Origin of the sequence: Pseudomonas uvaldensis, assembly GCF_021271205.1 — a bacterium.
Lineage (GTDB): Bacteria > Pseudomonadota > Gammaproteobacteria > Pseudomonadales > Pseudomonadaceae > Aquipseudomonas > Aquipseudomonas uvaldensis.
This window is the reverse complement of the sequence record NZ_JAIWKS010000014.1, coordinates 98,482-116,805: the sequence shown is the minus strand read 5'-3', so window position 1 is coordinate 116,805 and position 18,324 is coordinate 98,482. Positions and strand designations below refer to the sequence as shown.

19 protein-coding genes are annotated in these 18,324 nt (G+C 60.4%); 6 read left to right on the top strand and 13 right to left on the bottom strand.

Annotated features, from left to right (window positions below; translation table 11 throughout):
* Positions 1–27: 27 nt before the first annotated feature.
* Entirely contained in the window at positions 28–957 is a 930-nt protein-coding gene (locus LCU97_RS24450; RefSeq protein ID WP_053154592.1) for a LysR family transcriptional regulator, read from the bottom strand.
* A gap of 174 nt (positions 958–1,131) precedes the next feature.
* On the opposite strand from LCU97_RS24450, the gene LCU97_RS24445 reads away from it, so the two are divergent.
* On the top strand, positions 1,132–2,361 hold the full coding sequence (locus tag LCU97_RS24445) for an acyl-CoA dehydrogenase (RefSeq protein ID WP_053154589.1): 1,230 nt from the start codon (positions 1,132–1,134) through the stop codon (positions 2,359–2,361).
* A gap of 147 nt (positions 2,362–2,508) precedes the next feature.
* Here the strand turns inward: LCU97_RS24445 and LCU97_RS24440 are convergent, their stop codons facing one another.
* The 11 genes from LCU97_RS24440 to LCU97_RS24390 all read right to left on the bottom strand — a co-directional run bounded on the left by LCU97_RS24440 (position 2,509) and on the right by LCU97_RS24390 (position 12,683).
* Positions 2,509–3,378 (bottom strand): isocitrate lyase/PEP mutase family protein, encoded by an 870-nt coding sequence (locus LCU97_RS24440; protein WP_053154586.1) that lies wholly within the window; start codon positions 3,376–3,378, stop codon positions 2,509–2,511.
* A 183-nt stretch (positions 3,379–3,561) separates the two neighbouring features.
* Positions 3,562–3,744: a hypothetical protein gene (locus tag LCU97_RS24435; RefSeq protein ID WP_053154584.1), complete on the bottom strand. Its 183-nt coding sequence runs from the start codon at positions 3,742–3,744 to the stop codon at positions 3,562–3,564.
* A gap of 16 nt (positions 3,745–3,760) precedes the next feature.
* Positions 3,761–4,420, bottom strand: a complete 660-nt coding sequence (locus tag LCU97_RS24430; protein ID WP_053154581.1) for a hypothetical protein — start codon at positions 4,418–4,420, stop codon at positions 3,761–3,763.
* The gene (locus LCU97_RS24425) at positions 4,417–5,190 is read right to left on the bottom strand and encodes a hypothetical protein (protein ID WP_232778000.1); all 774 of its coding nucleotides are present in this window, start codon (positions 5,188–5,190) and stop codon (positions 4,417–4,419) included. Before LCU97_RS24425 ends, LCU97_RS24430 begins: the two co-directional genes overlap by 4 nt.
* Before the next feature lie 258 nt (positions 5,191–5,448).
* On the bottom strand, positions 5,449–6,483 hold the full coding sequence (astA, locus tag LCU97_RS24420; protein ID WP_053154575.1) for an arginine N-succinyltransferase: 1,035 nt from the start codon (positions 6,481–6,483) through the stop codon (positions 5,449–5,451).
* 61 nt (positions 6,484–6,544) lie between these two features.
* The gene (locus LCU97_RS24415; RefSeq protein ID WP_232777999.1) at positions 6,545–7,561 is read right to left on the bottom strand and encodes an arginine N-succinyltransferase; all 1,017 of its coding nucleotides are present in this window, start codon (positions 7,559–7,561) and stop codon (positions 6,545–6,547) included.
* Between the two features lie 126 nt (positions 7,562–7,687).
* Positions 7,688–9,037, bottom strand: coding sequence for an APC family permease (locus tag LCU97_RS24410; protein ID WP_053154570.1), 1,350 nt, complete (start codon positions 9,035–9,037; stop codon positions 7,688–7,690).
* Positions 9,038–9,093: 56 nt separating this feature from the next.
* On the bottom strand, positions 9,094–9,846 hold the full coding sequence (locus tag LCU97_RS24405; RefSeq protein WP_053154568.1) for an N-formylglutamate amidohydrolase: 753 nt from the start codon (positions 9,844–9,846) through the stop codon (positions 9,094–9,096).
* Complete coding sequence (locus tag LCU97_RS24400; RefSeq protein WP_232777998.1) at positions 9,830–11,182, bottom strand: type I glutamate--ammonia ligase; 1,353 nt, start codon at positions 11,180–11,182, stop codon at positions 9,830–9,832. The genes LCU97_RS24405 and LCU97_RS24400 overlap by 17 nt, the downstream gene beginning before the upstream one ends.
* The gene (locus LCU97_RS24395) at positions 11,179–11,823 is read right to left on the bottom strand and encodes an isochorismatase family cysteine hydrolase (RefSeq protein ID WP_053154560.1); all 645 of its coding nucleotides are present in this window, start codon (positions 11,821–11,823) and stop codon (positions 11,179–11,181) included. The genes LCU97_RS24400 and LCU97_RS24395 overlap by 4 nt, the downstream gene beginning before the upstream one ends.
* A gap of 2 nt (positions 11,824–11,825) precedes the next feature.
* A complete protein-coding gene (locus LCU97_RS24390) occupies positions 11,826–12,683 on the bottom strand; it encodes a MurR/RpiR family transcriptional regulator (RefSeq protein ID WP_053154557.1) in 858 nt (285 codons plus the stop codon).
* Positions 12,684–12,982: 299 nt separating this feature from the next.
* Between LCU97_RS24390 and LCU97_RS24385 the strand changes: the two genes are divergently transcribed.
* On the top strand, positions 12,983–13,561 hold the full coding sequence (locus tag LCU97_RS24385) for a histidine phosphatase family protein (protein WP_232777997.1): 579 nt from the start codon (positions 12,983–12,985) through the stop codon (positions 13,559–13,561).
* Positions 13,558–14,313, top strand: a complete 756-nt coding sequence (cobF, locus tag LCU97_RS24380; RefSeq protein WP_232777996.1) for a precorrin-6A synthase (deacetylating) — start codon at positions 13,558–13,560, stop codon at positions 14,311–14,313. The genes LCU97_RS24385 and cobF overlap by 4 nt, the downstream gene beginning before the upstream one ends.
* Positions 14,314–14,497: 184 nt before the next feature.
* Here cobF and ftrA read toward each other — a convergent pair whose 3' ends face one another.
* Positions 14,498–15,472, bottom strand: a complete 975-nt coding sequence (ftrA, locus tag LCU97_RS24375; protein ID WP_232777995.1) for a transcriptional regulator FtrA — start codon at positions 15,470–15,472, stop codon at positions 14,498–14,500.
* A 101-nt stretch (positions 15,473–15,573) separates the two neighbouring features.
* On the opposite strand from ftrA, the gene LCU97_RS24370 reads away from it, so the two are divergent.
* The 3 genes from LCU97_RS24370 to LCU97_RS24360 all read left to right on the top strand — a co-directional run bounded on the left by LCU97_RS24370 (position 15,574) and on the right by LCU97_RS24360 (position 18,269).
* On the top strand, positions 15,574–16,008 hold the full coding sequence (locus tag LCU97_RS24370; RefSeq protein ID WP_053154547.1) for a rhodanese-like domain-containing protein: 435 nt from the start codon (positions 15,574–15,576) through the stop codon (positions 16,006–16,008).
* 265 nt (positions 16,009–16,273) lie between these two features.
* The gene (locus LCU97_RS24365; protein ID WP_053154544.1) at positions 16,274–17,053 is read left to right on the top strand and encodes an ABC transporter substrate-binding protein; all 780 of its coding nucleotides are present in this window, start codon (positions 16,274–16,276) and stop codon (positions 17,051–17,053) included.
* A gap of 103 nt (positions 17,054–17,156) precedes the next feature.
* Positions 17,157–18,269: a M14 family metallopeptidase gene (locus LCU97_RS24360; protein WP_232777994.1), complete on the top strand. Its 1,113-nt coding sequence runs from the start codon at positions 17,157–17,159 to the stop codon at positions 18,267–18,269.
* Positions 18,270–18,324 lie beyond the last annotated feature (55 nt).

The following is an 18,324-nucleotide window of genomic DNA, read 5'->3' as shown; positions in this document are numbered from 1 at the left end:
TTGGATCGTTTCCCCGTTTTTAGTCGCCTAGACCGTCTCCAGTTTCCTCTCATGCGCTGTCACCTGCTGGCACAGCTCGATCATCTGCTCGCGCATCCAGCGGTTGGCCGGGTCCTGGTCGGTGCTTTCATGCCAGTAAAGATGGGTTTCCACTGGCGGCACATCGTTGACCGGCAGCAGGAAGGCATGCAAATCGTGACGACGCGTAAAGCGTTCAGGCACGGTCATGACCATGTCAGTCTGTTGTAACACCTGGGAGGCCATCAGGTAATGTTGGGAGCGCAGGGCAATCTTGCGCTGGATGCCCATCTTGCCGAGGGCGAGGTCGACATAGCCCAACCCGTTGCGCCGGCTGGAAATATGAACGTGGGTCTGGGCCAGGTAGTCATCGAGGCTGAGCTTTTCCTTGCCCGCCAGCGGGTGCCCCTTGCGCATGGCGCACACATAGCGATCTTCCATCAGCTTGACGTGACGCACTTGCGGGTCGGTATTGAGCGGCGCGTCCACGGCAAAATCGAGGCGGCCAGCGGCAAGTTCCTTGGTGGTTTCGCGACGCTTGGACAGAAAGCTCTCGATGGCCACGGTGGGCGCCAGTCGGCGCAGGCGCTGGAACAGCGGCGGCAGAATCACGCCTTCGGTGAGGTCGGTCATGCTGATGCGGTAGGTCTTGACCGCCTGGAGCGGGTTGAAGATCCGGCTTTCCTGTACCGATACCCGCAGCAGCGACAAGGCATTGCGCACCGGGCCGATGATGTTCTGGGCCATGGGCGTGGGGACCATGCCTTGGGCGGTGCGTACGAATAGCGGATCGTTGAACGTCTCGCGCAGGCGCGCCAGGGCATTGGATACCGCTGGCTGGGTGATGCCGACGATCTGCCCGGCGCGGGTCAGGTTGGCTTCGGTGTAGATCGCATCGAAGACAATAAAAAGGTTGAGGTCGACCTTGCTCAGATTCATGCGCTGCACTCTTGTTCTTGGACTGTTGTGAGGTGCCAGGTGGCGATGCGAATCAGTGAAACATATATCGGTGATGAATGTTAATACACGCCGAGAATAGGTTAGGTAAATTTTCGTAGCTGAACTAGGATCGATTTCATGACCTAAAACAACCTCTGCCAAGAAGGTGCTCTCATGGATTTCGCGTATTCCCCCAAGGTTCAGGAGCTGCGTGAACGCGTCACGGCGTTCATGGACGCCTACGTCTACCCGGCCGAAGCGGTATTCGAACGGCAAGTGGCTGAAGGCGACCGCTGGCAGCCCACGGCCATCATGGAGGAGCTCAAGGCCAAGGCAAAAGCCGAGGGGCTCTGGAACCTGTTCCTGCCTGAGTCCGAGCTGGGCGCCGGCCTGACTAACCTGGAATACGCGCCACTGGCGGAGATCATGGGGCGCTCCTTGCTGGGCCCGGAGCCGTTCAACTGCTCGGCACCGGACACCGGCAACATGGAGGTGCTGGTGCGTTACGCCAATGAAGAACAGAAGCAACGCTGGCTGGAGCCGTTGCTGCGTGGCGAGATCCGTTCGGCCTTCGCCATGACCGAACCGGACGTCGCCTCTTCGGACGCTACCAACATGGCCGCCCGTGCCGAGCGCGACGGCGACCAGTGGGTGATCAATGGCAAGAAGTGGTGGACCTCCGGCGCCTGCGACCCGCGTTGCAAGATCCTGATCTTCATGGGGCTGAGCAACCCTGATGCGCCGCGCCATGCCCAGCATTCGATGATTCTGGTTCCGGTGGACACCCCTGGGGTAAAAATCGTACGACCGCTGCCGGTGTTCGGCTACGACGATGCGCCTCACGGCCACGCTGAAGTGCTGTTCGACAACGTGCGGGTGCCGTACGAAAACGTGCTGCTGGGTGAAGGACGTGGTTTTGAAATTGCCCAGGGGCGCCTTGGCCCAGGCCGGATTCACCACTGCATGCGTTCTATCGGCATGGCCGAGCGAGCATTGGAACTGATGTGCAAACGTGCGGTGAGTCGCACCGCTTTCGGCAAACCGTTGGCGCGGCTGGGCGGTAACGTCGACAAGATCGCCGATTCGCGGATGGAAATCGACATGGCGCGGCTGCTGACCTTAAAAGCGGCCTACATGATGGACACCGTTGGCAACAAAGTGGCCAAGAGCGAAATCGCCCAGATCAAGGTCGTGGCGCCCAACGTGGCCTTGAAAGTCATCGACCGTGCGATCCAGATTCACGGCGGTGCCGGGGTTTCCAACGATTTCCCGTTGGCCTACATGTACGCGATGCAACGCACCCTGCGCCTGGCCGACGGCCCGGACGAAGTCCACCGCGCCGCCATCGGCAAGTTCGAGATCGGCAAGTACGTGCCCAAGGAAATGCTGCGCAGCGGGCGCTGAAATATCATTTCACCCCGGTGACGCCATCGCGAGCAGGCTCGCTCCCACAGGATACAGCGGCGGTCATCAATCTTTGCGTCTGCCATAGAAACCTGTGGGAGCGAGCCTGCTCGCGATACGTCCTTGAATCTCACCACAGGATAAAGGTCACTCCTTGACGCTCATGTACTCCTCGGCCCAGCGGATGTATTCCTCGGGTTGGGTGTACGTGTGGGTCAGTTCGGTGGCGCTGAGGTCCGAAGCCTGAGTGAAGATCTGCCGTTGTTCGCGAAGGCTGTCGTAGGTGGCCTTGATGGCCGCGAAATAGGCACCGTGACCGTCGATGGTGACCCGCACACCCAGTTCGGCGAGGCGCTTGTCGTCACGAAGGAGCGGGTTGCCGTAGGTGACGAGCATCAACGGTACGTTCAGGTTCTCGCTGATTTTCTCCAGATGCTCGAAGTCCTGCACGCCCACCATGCAGATCCCGTCAGCCCCGGCCCGCTCATACTGTTGGGTGCGGCTGATGATTTCCTGGACCGGCAGGATTGCGGCATTGGTGCGGGCGATGATTGCCATTTCCGGATCGACCCGGGCTTCCAGCGCTGCACGAATCTTGCCGACGCCTTCAGCGACGCTGATCAGGTCGGTGGATTTGCGCCCGAATTGTGCCGGCAGCAGCGTGTCTTCAATTGTCAGCGCCGCGACGCCGGCGCGTTCGAGTTCGATGATCGTGCGCATCACGTTCAGGGCGTTGCCATAGCCATGGTCGGCGTCGGCGATTACCGGCAATTGGGCGACACGACCGATACGGGTGGCCTGTTCGGCGAATTCGCTCAGGGTGATCAGCGCAAAGTCCGGCGCGCCCAACACTTGCAACGATGCAACCGAGCCGCCCAGGATACCCACTTCAAACCCCAGGTCGGCGGCAATGCGCGCCGACATCGGATCGAACACCGACGCGGTGTGGTAGCAGGTCTGGGAAGCCAGCAGTTGGCGGAAGTTACGGCGTAAATCTTGATGGGAAAGCCTGGACATATAAGTTCCACCAATGGAATGGAAGGGCTTGAGCAAAAGTGTCAACGCCGAAAGTACCAAAGGCTATCACGTGGCTACCACCCAGATGATGACGAATGTGCATGGGCTATGTTGGCAGCGCATCAAAAGGCCGCGGACCTGAGGTCGGCGGCCTGGGTCATGCACCCTTCATTACCGGGCTATTCAGCCTTGGGCCGGAACGCTCCAGATTTTCTTGATCTCATGAATATTTCCGACGTTGAAACGTGTCGGGAAGCCAGGAATGGTGCAGTAGATTTCGCTGCTCAATTGGGTTGCGGTATGGACCACATTGGTTCCCGCTCGCAGCAAAGGGGCTTCGTCCCAGTTGTTCATCAGATTGTTCATGTTTCTTCCTTTTAGTTTATTGGGCAGCGTAAGGCTGCCCGGGATTGAGCAATGACAGCGTCTGTGTAAATAACGCTGTTTCTTGCGCGGCAATGCCGGGGTAAAGCGGCATGTAGTGCTCGTCGAAACACCAGGCTTCGTCGATCTTTTTTGACGTCTCGGGATGAATGAGCAAACTCAATGACGCGGACATTGACTCAGGGGCAACTTGTCTGTGGATCTCTCTCAGCGCCGGCATGTATAAAACTTCGCCAGGTGCGAGTTTGACTGTTCGCTCTTTGCCTAGTCGGGGTGTCCTGCCTGATTGCAGAGGCAGGTCGTCCAGTATTTCGCGTATGACAGTGGTGTACCCGTCGCCGCTATAGCCAACGGCATACATTTCAAAGTCATGGCTATGATTCAGGTCGTAAATGAATGTCTCGCTTTCGTCGTAAGTATCAACCGGCGACCAGAAGCCCATGCGAAGGGTGAATAGATCATTGCTGTACAAAACAAAAGCATAAACGTTGTAAAGACTGTTATGCGTAGCAAAACCGTCCTGCTGGATCGTGGCATGGAGATGGTCGCTCAATAAGGAACGATTGGTTGCCAGTTGCCGGAGGTCTTCGATGATGTGAGTGTTGTCACGCTGCAGATCATAAGTGCCCAGCCGCGCAACAAATGTTTCCAGCTTCATGCTGCCATCTCCAATGGAAGCAACAGTTGGTCCAGTCGCGGGTTTTGGTGTCGTTTCAACAGTGGGAGGTAGCTCAATGCATGCCGTGGCGCAGCCTGATAAAGCAACTGGAAGGCCTTCCATGCCACGGCGGGGTGATAGTGGTAGATCAGCTCCTCGGCCACGGCGGTCCCCTTGGGATCCCGAATCGTTTCGAGCAGCTCCAGACTCACGAGGTACCGGGCGGCACTTTCATCGTGAGGGAGCCAGGCGACTTTTTTCAGCGAAGTGCGATCAAACACGCCGATGTCCGAACTTTTGTTCAGCAGGTTGATTCTGCCTGCCAGTCGGGCTGAAGCCTGGTGTACTTGGCCATAGTCGAAGACTGTTCGACTGCCCTCGATGACCAGTGGCTTGTTCGGCCTGACAGTAACGACATCGGTTTTTTCAAGTTCATTATCGTGACGTGCATATCGCTGGACTTCGAAGGGGTGGTCAAGTGCGAATAGAATACTTTTCCCCGGTACCGAAAACAGGTGTGGGGAGGGCCTGTTATGGGTAATGGTCGTGAGGGTGATATTACCGATCCCTGTGCAATGCAACGTCAGGGTTTTTGTGTGAGGGTTGACCATGCGCATAATGGTTGCGCGTCGGGATTGTGCTGTGGCAAGTGTCTCGTTGTCACACAGCGTGGTAATCAGTTCATTGATTTCCGTTGCCATGTTTAATGTTTTTATTCTTTTCATAATGTCTTCCAGTGGCAATGGATTGGAAATCAGATTCTTGATCATGAGCGTCTTTTCGTTGCAGTGAGTTGGTGTTGGGAAGTATGGATTTTGACTGTGGGAGTGGCAATTATGGAATTGTCGATAAGTATTGCCGATGAACTAAGTGCTTATCGAGCAATCATGCAGCTCGGCATTTTTTCGATGTATAGAACATGTCCCCTCATGTTGCTGAGGGGATCGAAAAGAGTCTGGTGAGGGGGTGATGGTAAGCAGGGAAAGCGTGGTCAGGCCACTGCTTTGGATAAGGTATTTATGTTCAGGCTACGCCGCTACGGCCTGCCGGGCCTGACTGAGCAGCGGCACCGCTCGTACTGTGTCACCGGGTTGCATTTGCAGTCGCTTGGCGGTGAGTCGATCGACGAGCAGGCTATGACCGTGCAGATGGGCCCGTGCGCTGGTAACCCGGCAGTGCGCCAGGCGACGGTTGTGGATCAGCCACACCGGCGCCTGTTCATCCGGCGTGCCGATGGCCAGGGCCAGCGATTGGCTGTCGCGTACGCTGCGGATTTTCGAGACCGATGCTTCGATCACCGGGCCGCCGTCGAAAATGTCGATATAGCCCTTATGGCTGAAGCCTTCGGCACCCAGGATCTTCAGGGCCGGCTCGGTGTTCGGGTGGGCGCGGCCGATCACAGCCTGGGCCTGTTCGGTGAGCAGGCAGGTGTACAGCGGTTGGCGCGGCATCAGTTCGGCAATGAAGGATTTGTTGCCCATCCCGGACAACTGATCGGCGTAGCTGAAGTCCTTTTGGAAAAAGTGCCGGCCCAGGCTGTCCCAGAACGGTGAGCAACCCTGCTCGTCGGCGTGGCCCCGCAGTTCGGCAATCAGTTTTTCGCCGAACAGTTGGGAGAACTCCGCGACGAACAACAGCCGCGCCAGGGACAGCAGGCGCCCGTTATGGCCGTGACGCTGGGCCGGATGCAGGAACAGCGAGCAGACTTCCGATTGCCCGGTCATCTCGTTATTGAGGAACAAGGTCGGGATCTGACGCTGTATTCCCAGCTCCGGCGCAGAGCTGACGGTGACCCCGACCCGGTAGTTGTACCACGGCTCCCGCAGCCCGACCGCACCGGTCAGGGCACTGATACCGACCACCTGTCGGTCATCGTCCTCGAGCACGAACAGATAGTCGGCGTCGGCGCGTTCGACTTGCCCGGCAAAAGTGCGCTGGGCCCAGCGCACACGGTGGGCCAGGCGCTCTTCGTTGGCCGGCAGGCTGGTGACGCCAGGGCCTGCACAACGCGCGAGTTCCAACAGCGCGGGCAGGTCGGTGATGGCGACCGGGCGGACAATCATGATGCAGCTCCTTGATTCTGTCGGCCTTGAGGTGTTGGCAGGGCCCGACTTCCCGCGACGTTCATAATCTGACCATCCGGATCCGCTCGCCTTCGGTGATTTCCAGCGCCGTGAGCATGTCAGGTGTCAGGGCCACGGGGCCCTCGGCATTGACGTCCAGCTCGGCCACGATGGCCCGATAACCTCCAAGGTCGTCGTTACTGACCAGATAACGGCCCCGTGCGTCGATCTGCGAGCCTTTGCAAGCCTGGGCCACACGACTCTGGGCGATGGATCGGATGCACGGGACACGGGCGTGCAACGTTGGTCCGCCATCGAATAAATCCACGTAGCTGTTGGTTTCGAAGCCCTCGCGTTCCAGAATGTCGAAGGCTTCCTGTCCATCGGGATGCACCCGGCCGATGCACGCCTGGGCCTCGGGCGACAACATCGGCACGTAGATCGGGTACTGGGGCATCAACTCGGCGAGAAAGGTGCGACTTTGCAGGCCGCATAGGCGTTCGGCTTCGGCGTAGGGCAGGGCGAAGAAATGCTGGCCGATGGCATCCCAGAACGGTGATTGGCCGTCATCGCTGCTGTAGCCGACGATTTCAGTGATGACCGATTCGGCAAAGCGTTGCGGGTGTGCGGCGATGAACATCAGCCGGGCTCGGGACAGCAGTTCCGATTCCGGGGTGCGTACCCGCTCGGCATCGATGTGAAAACCACGCAGCAGTGTCTGGCCATTGAGGTCCTGGCACACCGATAACGCGGGTACACCATGCTGGATGTTCAGTTCCCGGGATGAGCTGGAAAACGGACGGTTACGCAGGCTATAAAACGGTTCGTTGCAACCGGTTCGGGCGAGAATCTCCGAACAGCCCACCAGGCGGCCGGAGGCCAGGTCTTGTAGGACGAACAGGTAGTTCTCCCCGCCCGGGCTTTGCACATCGGCCTCGAAAGAGGCGCATGAGTCGAGGATTTTCTCCCGCAGGCGCTCGGTGTCGTCTGGAAGCGAAGTGACACCCACCAGGCTGTCGCGGGCCAGCTGCTGCAGTTGCGGCAAATCGCTCAATTGAACTGGACGTAAGGCCAGCATGGATTGCACTCCTGTTCCAGAGCCCGGTGGCCGCACCGGGCGTGACGATCACTGTCGATGTCCACGCGTTATAACCGTTGTGTTGTATCAAGGCGGCGCCGGGCAGCCGGCAGCCACCGTTTGACCTCATTGACCCGCTGGGTCGGGCAGGGCCGTGCCGGCAGCGAATTTATTGAGCACGCATAGATAGACGATGCCCGCCGCGACCCAGATCAGGCCGAGCTTTTGCGCGTCCACGCCCATGTTGTACAGAATGGCTGCGACGATGCCGAAGCCGATCAAAGGGCAGACCAGGTGACGGATCACTTGCCCGGACCGCTGGCGGCGCCAGTAATGATTGATCACCGTGATATGCAACAGCATGAAGCCGCTCAGTGCACCAAAGTTGACCAGGGAGGTCAGGGTGTCCACGGCATTGATGAACAGATAGCAGATCAGCAATGACAGTACGGCGACCAGATAAATGCTCACATACGGGGTGTTGTGTTTCGAATGGACCTTGGCCAGCACCTTGGGCAACTTGCCGTCCCGGGCCATGCCGAACAGCAGGCGCGACACCGCCGCTTGTGAGGTGATCGCCACGGCCACGCCCCAGGACAAGGCGGTGGCAACCGCGGTCAGGGTCGCCAGCCAACTGCCGGCCGCCAGTTCGGCGATTTCATAGAAAGCGGTATCGGCGGATTTGAAACCCATGCCGGCCGCCAGGTCGGTGGCGATCCAGGTTTGCGCCACGAAGATCGCGCCCATCACCAGCAGGGTCAGCATCGATGCCTTGCCGACGCTGCGCCCCGGATCACCCTTGATCTCTTCGGCCAGGGTGGAAATGGCATCGAACCCCAGGAATGACAGCACGGCGATCGACACGGCTTGCATCAGCAGGGCGAAGTTGAAGTGATCCGGGCTGTACAGCGGCGCCAGGGTCAGTTGGCCGTTGCCGGCACCGCCGTGCAGGGCGTTCCAGGCGTAAAACAGGAATATGCCCAGCACCGCCAGTTGCGCCAGCAGGAAGATGATATTCATGCGCGCAGTGAAGGAGATGCCCCGCAGGTTGACGAAAGTTGCGCTCACCAGGAAGGCCAGGATGAAGCCGACCTTGGGAATCTCCGGGTATAGATGATTCAGCGCCATGGCGGCGTAGACATAGAGCAGCGGCGGGATCAGCAGGTAGTCCAGCAGCATCAGCCAACCGGCGATGAAGCCTACGTGTGGGTTGAGGCCCCGTTGTGCGTAGGAATAGACGGAACCGGCTACCGGAAATGCCCGGGCCATGCTGCCATAGCTCAGCGCAGTGAACAGCATCGCCACCATGCCGATGATGTACGCCAGTGGCACCATGCCAGGCGCCTCGGCATTCACGTAGCCGTACACGCCGAACGGTGCGATGGGAATCATGAAAATCATCCCGTAGATCACCAGGTCCGCCAGCGACAGGCTGCGCTTCAATTCCTGTTTGTAGCCAAATACCTCGATGCTCACAAGCCGTTCTCCTTTTCAGCCGATCATTGATTTCGTTGTGCCTTGTCGCGGGCTTTCTACAGCAACGGCGCCAGGTAGTCGCACCAGGTTCGTACCGCTTCGGGGGTGCGCAACAGATCGTTGCGCACTTCGATCAACACCGAATCCAGGCCGCGGCCATCGCCGTGCACCGGGACTGTCATGTCGCTCAAAGGGTTGATCCGGTAGGGCTGGTTGCCCGCCACACGCAGCGAGTGCCGGCTCAGCCCGTCGACGATACGCTGGGCGTAATCCACCGCTTCGGCGAACAGCACACCGGCCTCCAGGGCGCGAGGCTGGCCATAGAACACCGGCGTGAAACTGTGGATGCCCACCACCCGCACCGGCCGCTGGTCGGCCAGGCGCTGGTCGATCAGCGACCGCAGGCGGTCATGGAACGGGTGGAACAGGTACTGTTGCCGATAAGCGCGAGTGGCCTCGTCCAGGGACTGATTACCCGGTATCTGATAAATCTCGCTCTGGGCCGGGATGCTGTCCGGCACATGGAGCGGGCGGTTCAGGTCGATCAGCAACCGTGAGTAGTTGGCCGCCATCAAGGTTGCGCCGAGCGTTTCGGCCAGGCGCTCGGCCAGGTCCAGAGCGCCGATGTCCCAGGCAATGTGGTCATGGGATGCCGTTTCATCCAGGCCCAGGTCATTCAGGGCGGCGGGGATGAAACGGCTGGCATGTTCGCACACCAGTATCAGAGGATGCCCGGCGTTCTCCCGGATCAACCGGTAGGCGGGCTCGGTATAGAGACCCGACTCGGCACACTCAATAGATTCGCGCATAGTGCTCACAACGCTCGGCAGGTGATAGCGCCTGGGTCAAGGCCAGCTCCTCGGCCTTCAAGGCGAAGTAGGTGTCGACCAGCGGGCCGGGCAAGGCTTCCAGCAGTGCCCCGCTATGACGCAAGCAGTCCAGCGCCTGAGTGAGGGTGGTCGGCAGGGCGATAATGCCACGAGCCTCCCGTTGTGCCTTAGTCAAATCGTCGGGTATTTCGTCGGTGACAGCGTTGAGCGCGAGGCGCTGTTCGATGCCCAGGCGCCCGGCCATCAACAATGCAGCCATGGCCAGATGCGGCGAGGCGGTGGCGTCCATCGCGCGGAACTCCAGGTTGTACTGGTTCGCCACCGGTTTCGCGCCCAGGCTCACGGTCGGGCAGATACGCAATGCCGCCTCGCGGTTGCGCTGTCCCAGGCAAGCGTAGGACGCACTCCAGTGATGGGGTTGCAGACGTTCATAGGACACCGGTGTCGGCGCGGTCAGCGCGCACAGGGCCGGCAGATAGTGCAGCACACCGGCCGCCCAATGCCGACCGACGCTGGAGAGACCGTTGGCGCTCGTGGCGTCGTGGAGCACCGGGTCGCCGCTCAAGTCTTGCAGGCTCAGGTGCAGGTGTACGCCGTTGCACACGGCATTCTCCGAGGTCTTGGGGGCGAAGCTCACCGCCAGGTCCATTTGCCGGGCAATTTCGCGAGTGATTTCCCGCACGTTCACTGCACGGTCGGCGGCAGCGACGCCCAGGGCGGGGCGGCAGGTGATTTCGTATTGGTGCTTGCCGTATTCGGGCAGGAACATCTCCGGTTCGACACCACCGGCCCGCAATGCACTGAGCAACCATCCGGCGAACCCCGCCTGCTGGCGCTGGGCTTGCAGGCTGAAGGCCAGACGATCGGGTTGAAGCTGGGGAGCCTGAAGGCTGAATTCATGCTCGAAGGCGGCAAAGACCTGCAAGCCCAGCTCGGCGCGGTAGCGCTCCACTTCGTCCTGCAACAGCGTGCGTGGGCACGTGCTCCATGGGCGCCCGTCGGTTTCCCGCACGTCGCAATGGATGAAATCCAGGACGGGGGCCTGAGCATCGGGGCCATTGGTGATGGTTACGCGGCTGGACAGGTCCGGGATCAGCCGCAGATCGCCATAAGCGCCCCAGGGATTGACCGAGGCAATGATGTCCTGGGGGGTCAGGGCACTGTTGGCCGGCACCCAGCCGCAACCGGCGGTGACGTAATGAGGCAGTTCATCGCTGGGAAACGAACGGCCGCGGGTCACCCCGATCAGATCGGTACTGACCAGCGTGGTTACGGGCAGCGGTGCCAGCGGCGTAGCGCCTTCGAGTCGGCTCACGGCAGCATCTCCTGCAAGCGTCCGAGTACGGTGTCGGTATCGGTGATCCAGCAATAGCCCTGGATTGCGTTCAGGCAGGCCAGGTGGCGTTGTTCGGTGTAGGTGGCGCAGGCGTCTTCCACCAGGGTGACCAGGTAGCCGCGGTCGGCGGCGTCGCGCACGGCCATGTCGACGCATTGGTCCGTGACGATGCCGGCGACGATCAGGTGCCGGGTCTCCAGGTTGCGCAATACATAGTCGATGTTGGTGGAGTTGAACACGCCAGAGGACGTCTTGGGCAAGACGATTTCATTCTCCAGCGGTGCCAGCTCGGCGATGATCTGCGCCTGTGGGCTGCCCTTGGGCAGGTGCATGTCCGACAATTTGTGGTCCAGCGAGCGGTCGCGGCCATCGGCGGTGAGGCTTTCGATGTGGGTGTGCAACACGTTCTGCCGGACTGCTCGTAACCCCGCCAGCAGGCGCTGCTGGTTGGGAATCACCAGGTCGCGGGCACGACGGATGAAATAGTCGGCCTCGGGGGCGTCCAGGTGGGCATCGAATTGCGGCTCCAGCCAGGCGCGTTGCATGTCCACCAGCAGCAAGGCGGTGTGGTCGCGGGTGAAGGGCAGGTCCCTGGGGGAGCGGTGGGGGAGTGAGAACATCCTTATTTTTCCTCCAGCAGATGCGTGTTGAACTCTGTGCGCAGGGCATCGATGCCTTCCAGGCGTTCGGCCAGCTCCGGGCATTGCAGGGTCAGGCAGGCGATCAGCGCCTCGACCTGGGCCAGGGCCGGGACCAGGCTGTCGAACGCCGAGACCGACGATTCCACCGGTGCACTGATGATCAGGTCGGCCAGTTCGCGCAAGGGCGATGTGTAGATATCACTGAACAGCACGACCCTGGCGTGGCGCTCCTTGGCCGCATTGGCTACGCGCAAGGCCTGGGCCTGGTAGCGACGATAATCGAAGATCAGTACCACGTCCTGGCGCTGCACGTCGAACAGCCGGTCGGGCAATTGGGCGTTGTCCTCGAGGGCAAAACAGCCAGCGCGAAGCAGGCGCAGGTGGTTGAGCAGATACTGGGCCAGGAAACTGCTGAAGCGTCCGCCGAAGCAATGCACTTGATGCCGGTTGTCGAGGAGCCACTGCATCAGAATGCGCACATCTTCGGGCTGGGTCAGGGCCTGGGTTTCAAGGAGCGTCTGATGGCTGGCGGCCAGGTACTGGCTCCAGGTATCGCCCTGTTGCAGTTTGGCGCGGGGGTGCAACAGTGTCCGGGGAGAGCGCAGCCGATGATCCATGTCGACCAGTAGCGCATCCTGGAACTCGGCATAACCACCGAACCCGAGTTTTTTCACCAGCCGCACGATGGTCGGGTCGCTCACGCCGGCATGCTCGGCCAGGCGCGACATCGGCCCCAGGCCGTTGCGTGGATAGTGATCGAGCAGAGCGCGCACGACCTTGCGTTCCGACGGTGTCAAATCCAGACCGGGGTCGGTAATCAGGTCTCTGAGGGGGGGCATCCGTGCTCCTTGCCTGGATGGGTGTTGGATTTCTTTCATAACTCCTGAAAAGAGTATTTATGTAGCGGGTACTACATGTCCAGCGCTTTTTACGTTCCGTTTAAAATGCTCGAAAATGGTGCGAAACCCCTGTAGGACGGGGACTTGGTAGATCGGCATTTGTGTGTCAGCCAATGCTCCTTTTCATGTAAGAGATAACGTCACTTTGTCCTAGATATTTGATTTCATATAAGGTGTTGTACAAGAAACTGCCCCAGCATGGCCGTCCCTTTAATCCCTCCGGTTGCGTAGAGCCCTGTGTGCAAGCCACTCGTCTGACCCTGCTGTGCCATGCCCGTACCGTCGCTCAGAAAGCGGCGCGCTTTGCCTTGGACGAACCGGTGGATACCGATTGGCTGTCCAGGCGCCCGGACGTCGGCCATGGCTTTGGCAATGTCCGGCAATTGCTTTGTGGTCCAGAGCTACGCACTCGCCAGACGGCGGCGCTGTACGGCGAAACCTTGCGGGTGGAGCAAGCCCTGGCCGATTGTGATTTGGGGCAGTGGCGCGGTTTGTCTATCGACGAACTGCTCAAGGCCGAACCGCAGCGCTTGCAAGCCTGGCTGGACGATCCCGATGCAGCGCCCCATGGCGGCGAGTCCATCACCCGATTGTGTCGCCGTGTCGGAGACTGGCTGGCCAGCCTGGAAAACACCCCCGGGCATGTGCTGGCTGTTACTCATCCGCTCGTGATCCGGGCGGCCCTGGTGAATGTCCTGCACTGCCCGGCGACCACATTCAATCGCATCGATGTCGAACCGCTGTCCGCCTTGGAGTTGCGGTTCAACGGCGTGTGGCGATTGCGCACCCTGGGGCCTGACGTGGAGCCAAACCAATGAAGAGATTGTTGGTCATCGGCATCGGTGCCGGCGATCCGGATCACCTGACGATGCAGGCCGTGAAAGCCTTGAACCGGGTGGATGTGTTCTTTCTCATGGACAAAGGGCCTGCCAAGCATTCCTTGGTGGATTTGCGGCGTGCAATCTGCGAGCGCTACATTGTCGATCACACCTACCGTTTCATCGAGGCTGAAAGTCCCGAGCGCCAACGCGGCGAGCTGGATTACACCCGCAGTGTCGAGGCACTGAACCGTGCCAAGCAGGCGATGTTCGAAAGGCTGATCAATGAAGAATTGTCTGATGGACAGTGTGGCGGTTTCCTGGTGTGGGGCGATCCGTCGTTGTATGACAGCACCGTGCGCATCCTCCAGGCGATTCTTGATTCGGGACGCTGTGCCTTCGAATTCGAAGTGATCCCCGGCATCAGCAGTGTCCAGGCCCTCGCGGCAAGGCACAAGGTGCCGTTGAACAGCATTGGCGGTGCGCTGGAAATCACTACCGGACGTCGGTTGGCGAAGACCCAGGTGGGGGACGGGGCCAGCGTGGTGGTGATGCTCGATGCGCAGGATGCGTACCGCCAGGTGAGCGACCTGGACACGCACATCTACTGGGGCGCCTATCTCGGTACGCCGGATGAAATCCTGATCGCAGGCCGGTTGGGGGAGGTGGCCGATGATATCGAACGTACCCGCAAGGTCGCACGTCAGGCTAACGGATGGATCATGGACACCTATTTGTTGCGTAAACCCTGAAAGTTCGCGGGCATGTCTTAATGCCGATCAGTTAAGCCACAACCTGTGGGAGCAAAGCTTGCTCGCGATTGGGCCGGGTTTGGTACAACGGTGTCGGCTGGCCTACCGCTATCGCGAGCAAGCTTTGCTCCCACGGGTTTGACTGACCGGCATTCGGGCAAGCCCTGGTGCTACAGGCGCTTGTTCAGCGGGACGGCCTCATACCCCGTCCAAACCGCTCCCGATACACCGACGGCGCCAACCCCACCACGCTGCGAAAAGCCACGCGAAAGCTTTCGACCGAACGGTAGCCGCACAACTGGGCGATGTTGTCGGTGGTGTCTTCGGTGCTTTCCAGCAACTCGCGGGCTCGCGCCAGGCGCTCATGTTGCAACCACGCCTTGGGCGACTGTCCGCAGGCCTGGGTGAAATGGCGCAGGAAGGTGCGTTCGCTCATGGCGGCCTGACTGGCCAGTTCGCGTACGCCGAGGGGTTCATGGAGGCGTTCGCGGGCCCATTGCATCACGCGTGACAGATCACCACGGGGCGTGCGGCTGACCGGCGAGGGAATGAATTGTGCCTGGCCGCCCGTGCGTTGCGGTGACATGACCAGCCGACGGGCCACCGCATTGGCGACCTGGGCGCCGAAGTCCCGCGCCACCAGATGCAGGCAGGCGTCGATGCCCGCCGCGCTGCCGGCCGAGGTGATGACCTGGCCGGAATCCACATACAGGACGTCCGGATCCACCAGGACGGCGGGAAAGTTCTCGGCCAATTCATCGGTGTAGCGCCAGTGGGTGGTGGCGCCCAGCCCGTCGAGCAGGCCGGCAGCCGCCAGCACGAAGGCCCCGGAGCAGATCGACAGCAGGCGCGCCCCTCGGGCGTGGGCGTTGCGCAATGCGTCGAGCAGGGCCTCGGAAGGTGTTTCGCTGCGACTGCGCCAACCGGGAATCACAATCGTCCGGGCCGTCTCCAGCAGTTCCATCCCGCCATCGGTCAGGATCTGGAAACCACCCATGGCACGCATCGGGCCGTCATCGACCGCAACGATTCGATGTTCATACCAGGGGAAATCGAATTCCGGTCGGGCCAGGCCGAATATCTCGACGGCTACGCCGAATTCGAACGTGCACAAGCCATCGTAGGCGAGGACGGCGACAAGGCCGGGGGAGGGCTGCATATGGCGGAAAATTCCCACAGAGTGTCTTATGGGCCACTGTAGCGGTTAGTATCAGACGGATAAAGTCTGCCTACGCCCTCATCCTCCATGGAGTACACCTGATGACCAGTCTGGTTAGTGAAGTACCGGCTGCCCCGTCCGACGTCGCCCTGCAGCATTTCAGTCGTCGTCTGACGTTCGAAACGGATTGTTCCGACGTCCATGCCAGCCAGCAGGCCGGGCAGGTCGATTTTATTCTTCTGGACGTGCGCGGGCCGCTGGCGTATGAGCGAGGGCACGTGCCGGGGGCGGTCAACCTGCCAACCCGGTCGATTACCGCCCAGGCATTGTCGGTGTATCCGCCGGACACATTGTTCGTGGTCTATTGTGCAGGTCCGCACTGTAACGGGGCGAACAAGGCGGCGGTCCGCCTGGCGACCCTGGGTTACCCGGTCAAGGAAATGATCGGTGGCATCATGGGCTGGCTGGACGAAGGCTTTCGCCTGACCGGTTCGGTGGAGCGGGTGACGGACACAGCGATCGGCTGCGACTGCTGAAGCCTTTTCTCTGTTTGACAGCCTTCGGTGGCAGGGGCCTCGCTCCCTCGCCACCACAGGTCCGTCAGGTCTTTCGTAAATCCGTAAGTCTGCGGACGAGTCCGAGTATTTCTGTAATTATTTGTCGCTTCAACATAACTTCCCGCCTGAGCACCCCTCTAGACTGCCGGCCACTTCGGTTTTGCCGACCTGATGTTGCACTCCGGTAAGCCGTCGAATCTGCCCGATCCGTCAAAGAATAAAATCAGCGCACGCAGGAGAGTTCATGAAGAAGCTAGCAATGTTCGGTGCCCTGGCACTGTCCGTGTTGTCTCTGTCGGCTGTAGCCGAAGATGCCAAACCGATCCGTCTCGGGATCGAAGCCGGTTATCCACCCTTTTCGATGAAGACGGCCGATGGCAAGCTGGCCGGCTTCGACGTCGATATCGGTGATGCGCTGTGTGAGCAGATGAAAGTCAAGTGCATCTGGGTCGAACAGGAATTCGACGGCCTGATCCCGGCGCTGAAAGTGAAGAAAATCGACGCGATCCTGTCGTCCATGACCATCACCGACGATCGCAAGAAAAACGTCGATTTCACCATCAAGTACTACCACACCCCAGCGCGCTTCGTAATGAAGGAAGGCTCCACGGTCAAGGATCCGCTGACCGAGCTCAAGGGCAAGAAAGTCGGCGTGCTGCGCGCCAGTACCCATGACCGTTTCGCCACCGAGGTGCTGGTGCCGGCGGGCATCGACCTGGTGCGCTACGGCTCCCAGCAGGAAGCCAACCTGGACATGGTCGCCGGCCGTCTCGACGCCATGTTGGCCGACTCGGTCAACCTCGATGAAGGTTTCCTGAAGACCGACGCCGGCAAAGGCTTCGCCTTCGTAGGCCCGACCTACGAAGATGCGAAGTATTTCGGTGGCGGCGCCGGCATTGCCGTGCGCAAGGGCGATACGGCCCTGGCCGAGAAATTCAATGCCGCCATCACCGAAATCCGCGCCAACGGCACGTACAAGAAGGTGCAGGACAAGTACTTCGCCTTCGACGTCTACGGGCATTAATCCCGCGGACGCCAAGGTGGCCCTCCGTTGACGCGGTCGGCCACCTTTTTCATGGGCGATTGTTTTACCCTGCATCCTGAGCGCTTTCGTATTTGGAGATTTCATGCAACGCATCGACCATACCCTGCCATGGAGCCACCTGGGAACCGAGCGCCGGCTCAGTGTGTTTCGTTACGGCCACGGCCCGCGCAAGGCCTACATTCAGGCCAGCCTGCACGCGGATGAGTTACCTGGCATGCGCACGGCATGGGAGTTGAAACAGCGGCTCAACGAACTGGAAGCCCAGGGGCTGCTCAAGGGTGTGGTTGAGTTGGTGCCGGTGGCCAACCCCATCGGGCTGGACCAGCATCTGCAAAGCGCCCACATGGGGCGTTTCGAGCTGGGCAGCGGCAAGAATTTCAACCGCTCCTTCGTGGAGCTCAGCGCCCCGGTGGCGCAACGCATCGGCGACCGGCTGGGGGACGACCCGGCTGCCAATATCACCCTGATCCGCCAGACCATGACGCAGGTACTGGACGAACTGCCGGCACCACCTTCGCAACTCGAAGCGCTGCATCGCCTGCTGCTGCGACACGCCTGCGACGCCGACATCACATTGGACCTGCACTGCGATTTCGAGGCGGTCATTCATTTGTATGCCTTGCCGCAACACTGGCCGCAATGGCGCTCCCTGGCGGCGCGGTTGAAGGCCGGCGTGGCACTGCTGTGCGAGGACTCGGGCGGCAGTTCGTTCGACGAGTCCTGTTCATCGCCCTGGCTGCGCCTGGCCAAGGCGTTTCCCGAGGCCGCGATCCCGCTGGCCAACCTGGCAACCACGCTGGAATTGGGGAGCATGGGCGACACCCGAGTGGACCAGGCCCGGGCCAATTGCGAAGCCATTCTGGGGTTTCTCGCCGAGCAGGGTTTTATCGGCGGCGACTGGCCGGCGGCGCCTGCGCACTGTTGCGGAGGGTTTCCGTTCGAAGGCACGCAATACCTGTTCGCACCGCACCATGGTGTGGTGAGCTTCCTGCGTGAGGCCGGTGAGTGGGTGGAGCAGGGTGATCCGGTGTTCGAAGTGGTCGATCCGCTGAATGATCGGGTCACCACGGTAACGGCCGGCACTGCCGGTGTGTTGTTTGCCCTGGACCGTGGACGTTACACCCAGCCGGGTATCTGGCAGGCGAAAGTGGCCGGGGCTGAACTGATTCGCAGCGGGAAATTGATCAACGACTGATAACTGCGGTCTACCTCACCGCACGGCGGTTGCCGTGCGGCTATCGAACGATGGA

Bases quoted from the DNA above. Each gene is read 5' to 3' on its own strand.
- LCU97_RS24450 (WP_053154592.1), bottom strand. From the start codon at position 957: ATGAATCTGAGCAAGGTCGACCTCAACCTTTTTATTGTCTTCGATGCG.
- LCU97_RS24445 (WP_053154589.1), top strand. From the start codon at position 1,132: ATGGATTTCGCGTATTCCCCCAAGGTTCAGGAGCTGCGTGAACGCGTC.
- LCU97_RS24440 (WP_053154586.1), bottom strand. From the start codon at position 3,378: ATGTCCAGGCTTTCCCATCAAGATTTACGCCGTAACTTCCGCCAACTG.
- LCU97_RS24435 (WP_053154584.1), bottom strand. From the start codon at position 3,744: ATGAACAATCTGATGAACAACTGGGACGAAGCCCCTTTGCTGCGAGCG.
- LCU97_RS24430 (WP_053154581.1), bottom strand. From the start codon at position 4,420: ATGAAGCTGGAAACATTTGTTGCGCGGCTGGGCACTTATGATCTGCAG.
- LCU97_RS24425 (WP_232778000.1), bottom strand. From the start codon at position 5,190: ATGATCAAGAATCTGATTTCCAATCCATTGCCACTGGAAGACATTATG.
- astA (WP_053154575.1), bottom strand. From the start codon at position 6,483: ATGATTGTCCGCCCGGTCGCCATCACCGACCTGCCCGCGCTGTTGGAA.
- LCU97_RS24415 (WP_232777999.1), bottom strand. From the start codon at position 7,561: ATGCTGGCCTTACGTCCAGTTCAATTGAGCGATTTGCCGCAACTGCAG.
- LCU97_RS24405 (WP_053154568.1), bottom strand. From the start codon at position 9,846: ATGCGCGAATCTATTGAGTGTGCCGAGTCGGGTCTCTATACCGAGCCC.
- LCU97_RS24395 (WP_053154560.1), bottom strand. From the start codon at position 11,823: ATGTTCTCACTCCCCCACCGCTCCCCCAGGGACCTGCCCTTCACCCGC.
- LCU97_RS24390 (WP_053154557.1), bottom strand. From the start codon at position 12,683: ATGCCCCCCCTCAGAGACCTGATTACCGACCCCGGTCTGGATTTGACA.
- cobF (WP_232777996.1), top strand. From the start codon at position 13,558: ATGAAGAGATTGTTGGTCATCGGCATCGGTGCCGGCGATCCGGATCAC.
- ftrA (WP_232777995.1), bottom strand. From the start codon at position 15,472: ATGCAGCCCTCCCCCGGCCTTGTCGCCGTCCTCGCCTACGATGGCTTG.
- LCU97_RS24370 (WP_053154547.1), top strand. From the start codon at position 15,574: ATGACCAGTCTGGTTAGTGAAGTACCGGCTGCCCCGTCCGACGTCGCC.
- LCU97_RS24365 (WP_053154544.1), top strand. From the start codon at position 16,274: ATGAAGAAGCTAGCAATGTTCGGTGCCCTGGCACTGTCCGTGTTGTCT.
- LCU97_RS24360 (WP_232777994.1), top strand. From the start codon at position 17,157: ATGCAACGCATCGACCATACCCTGCCATGGAGCCACCTGGGAACCGAG.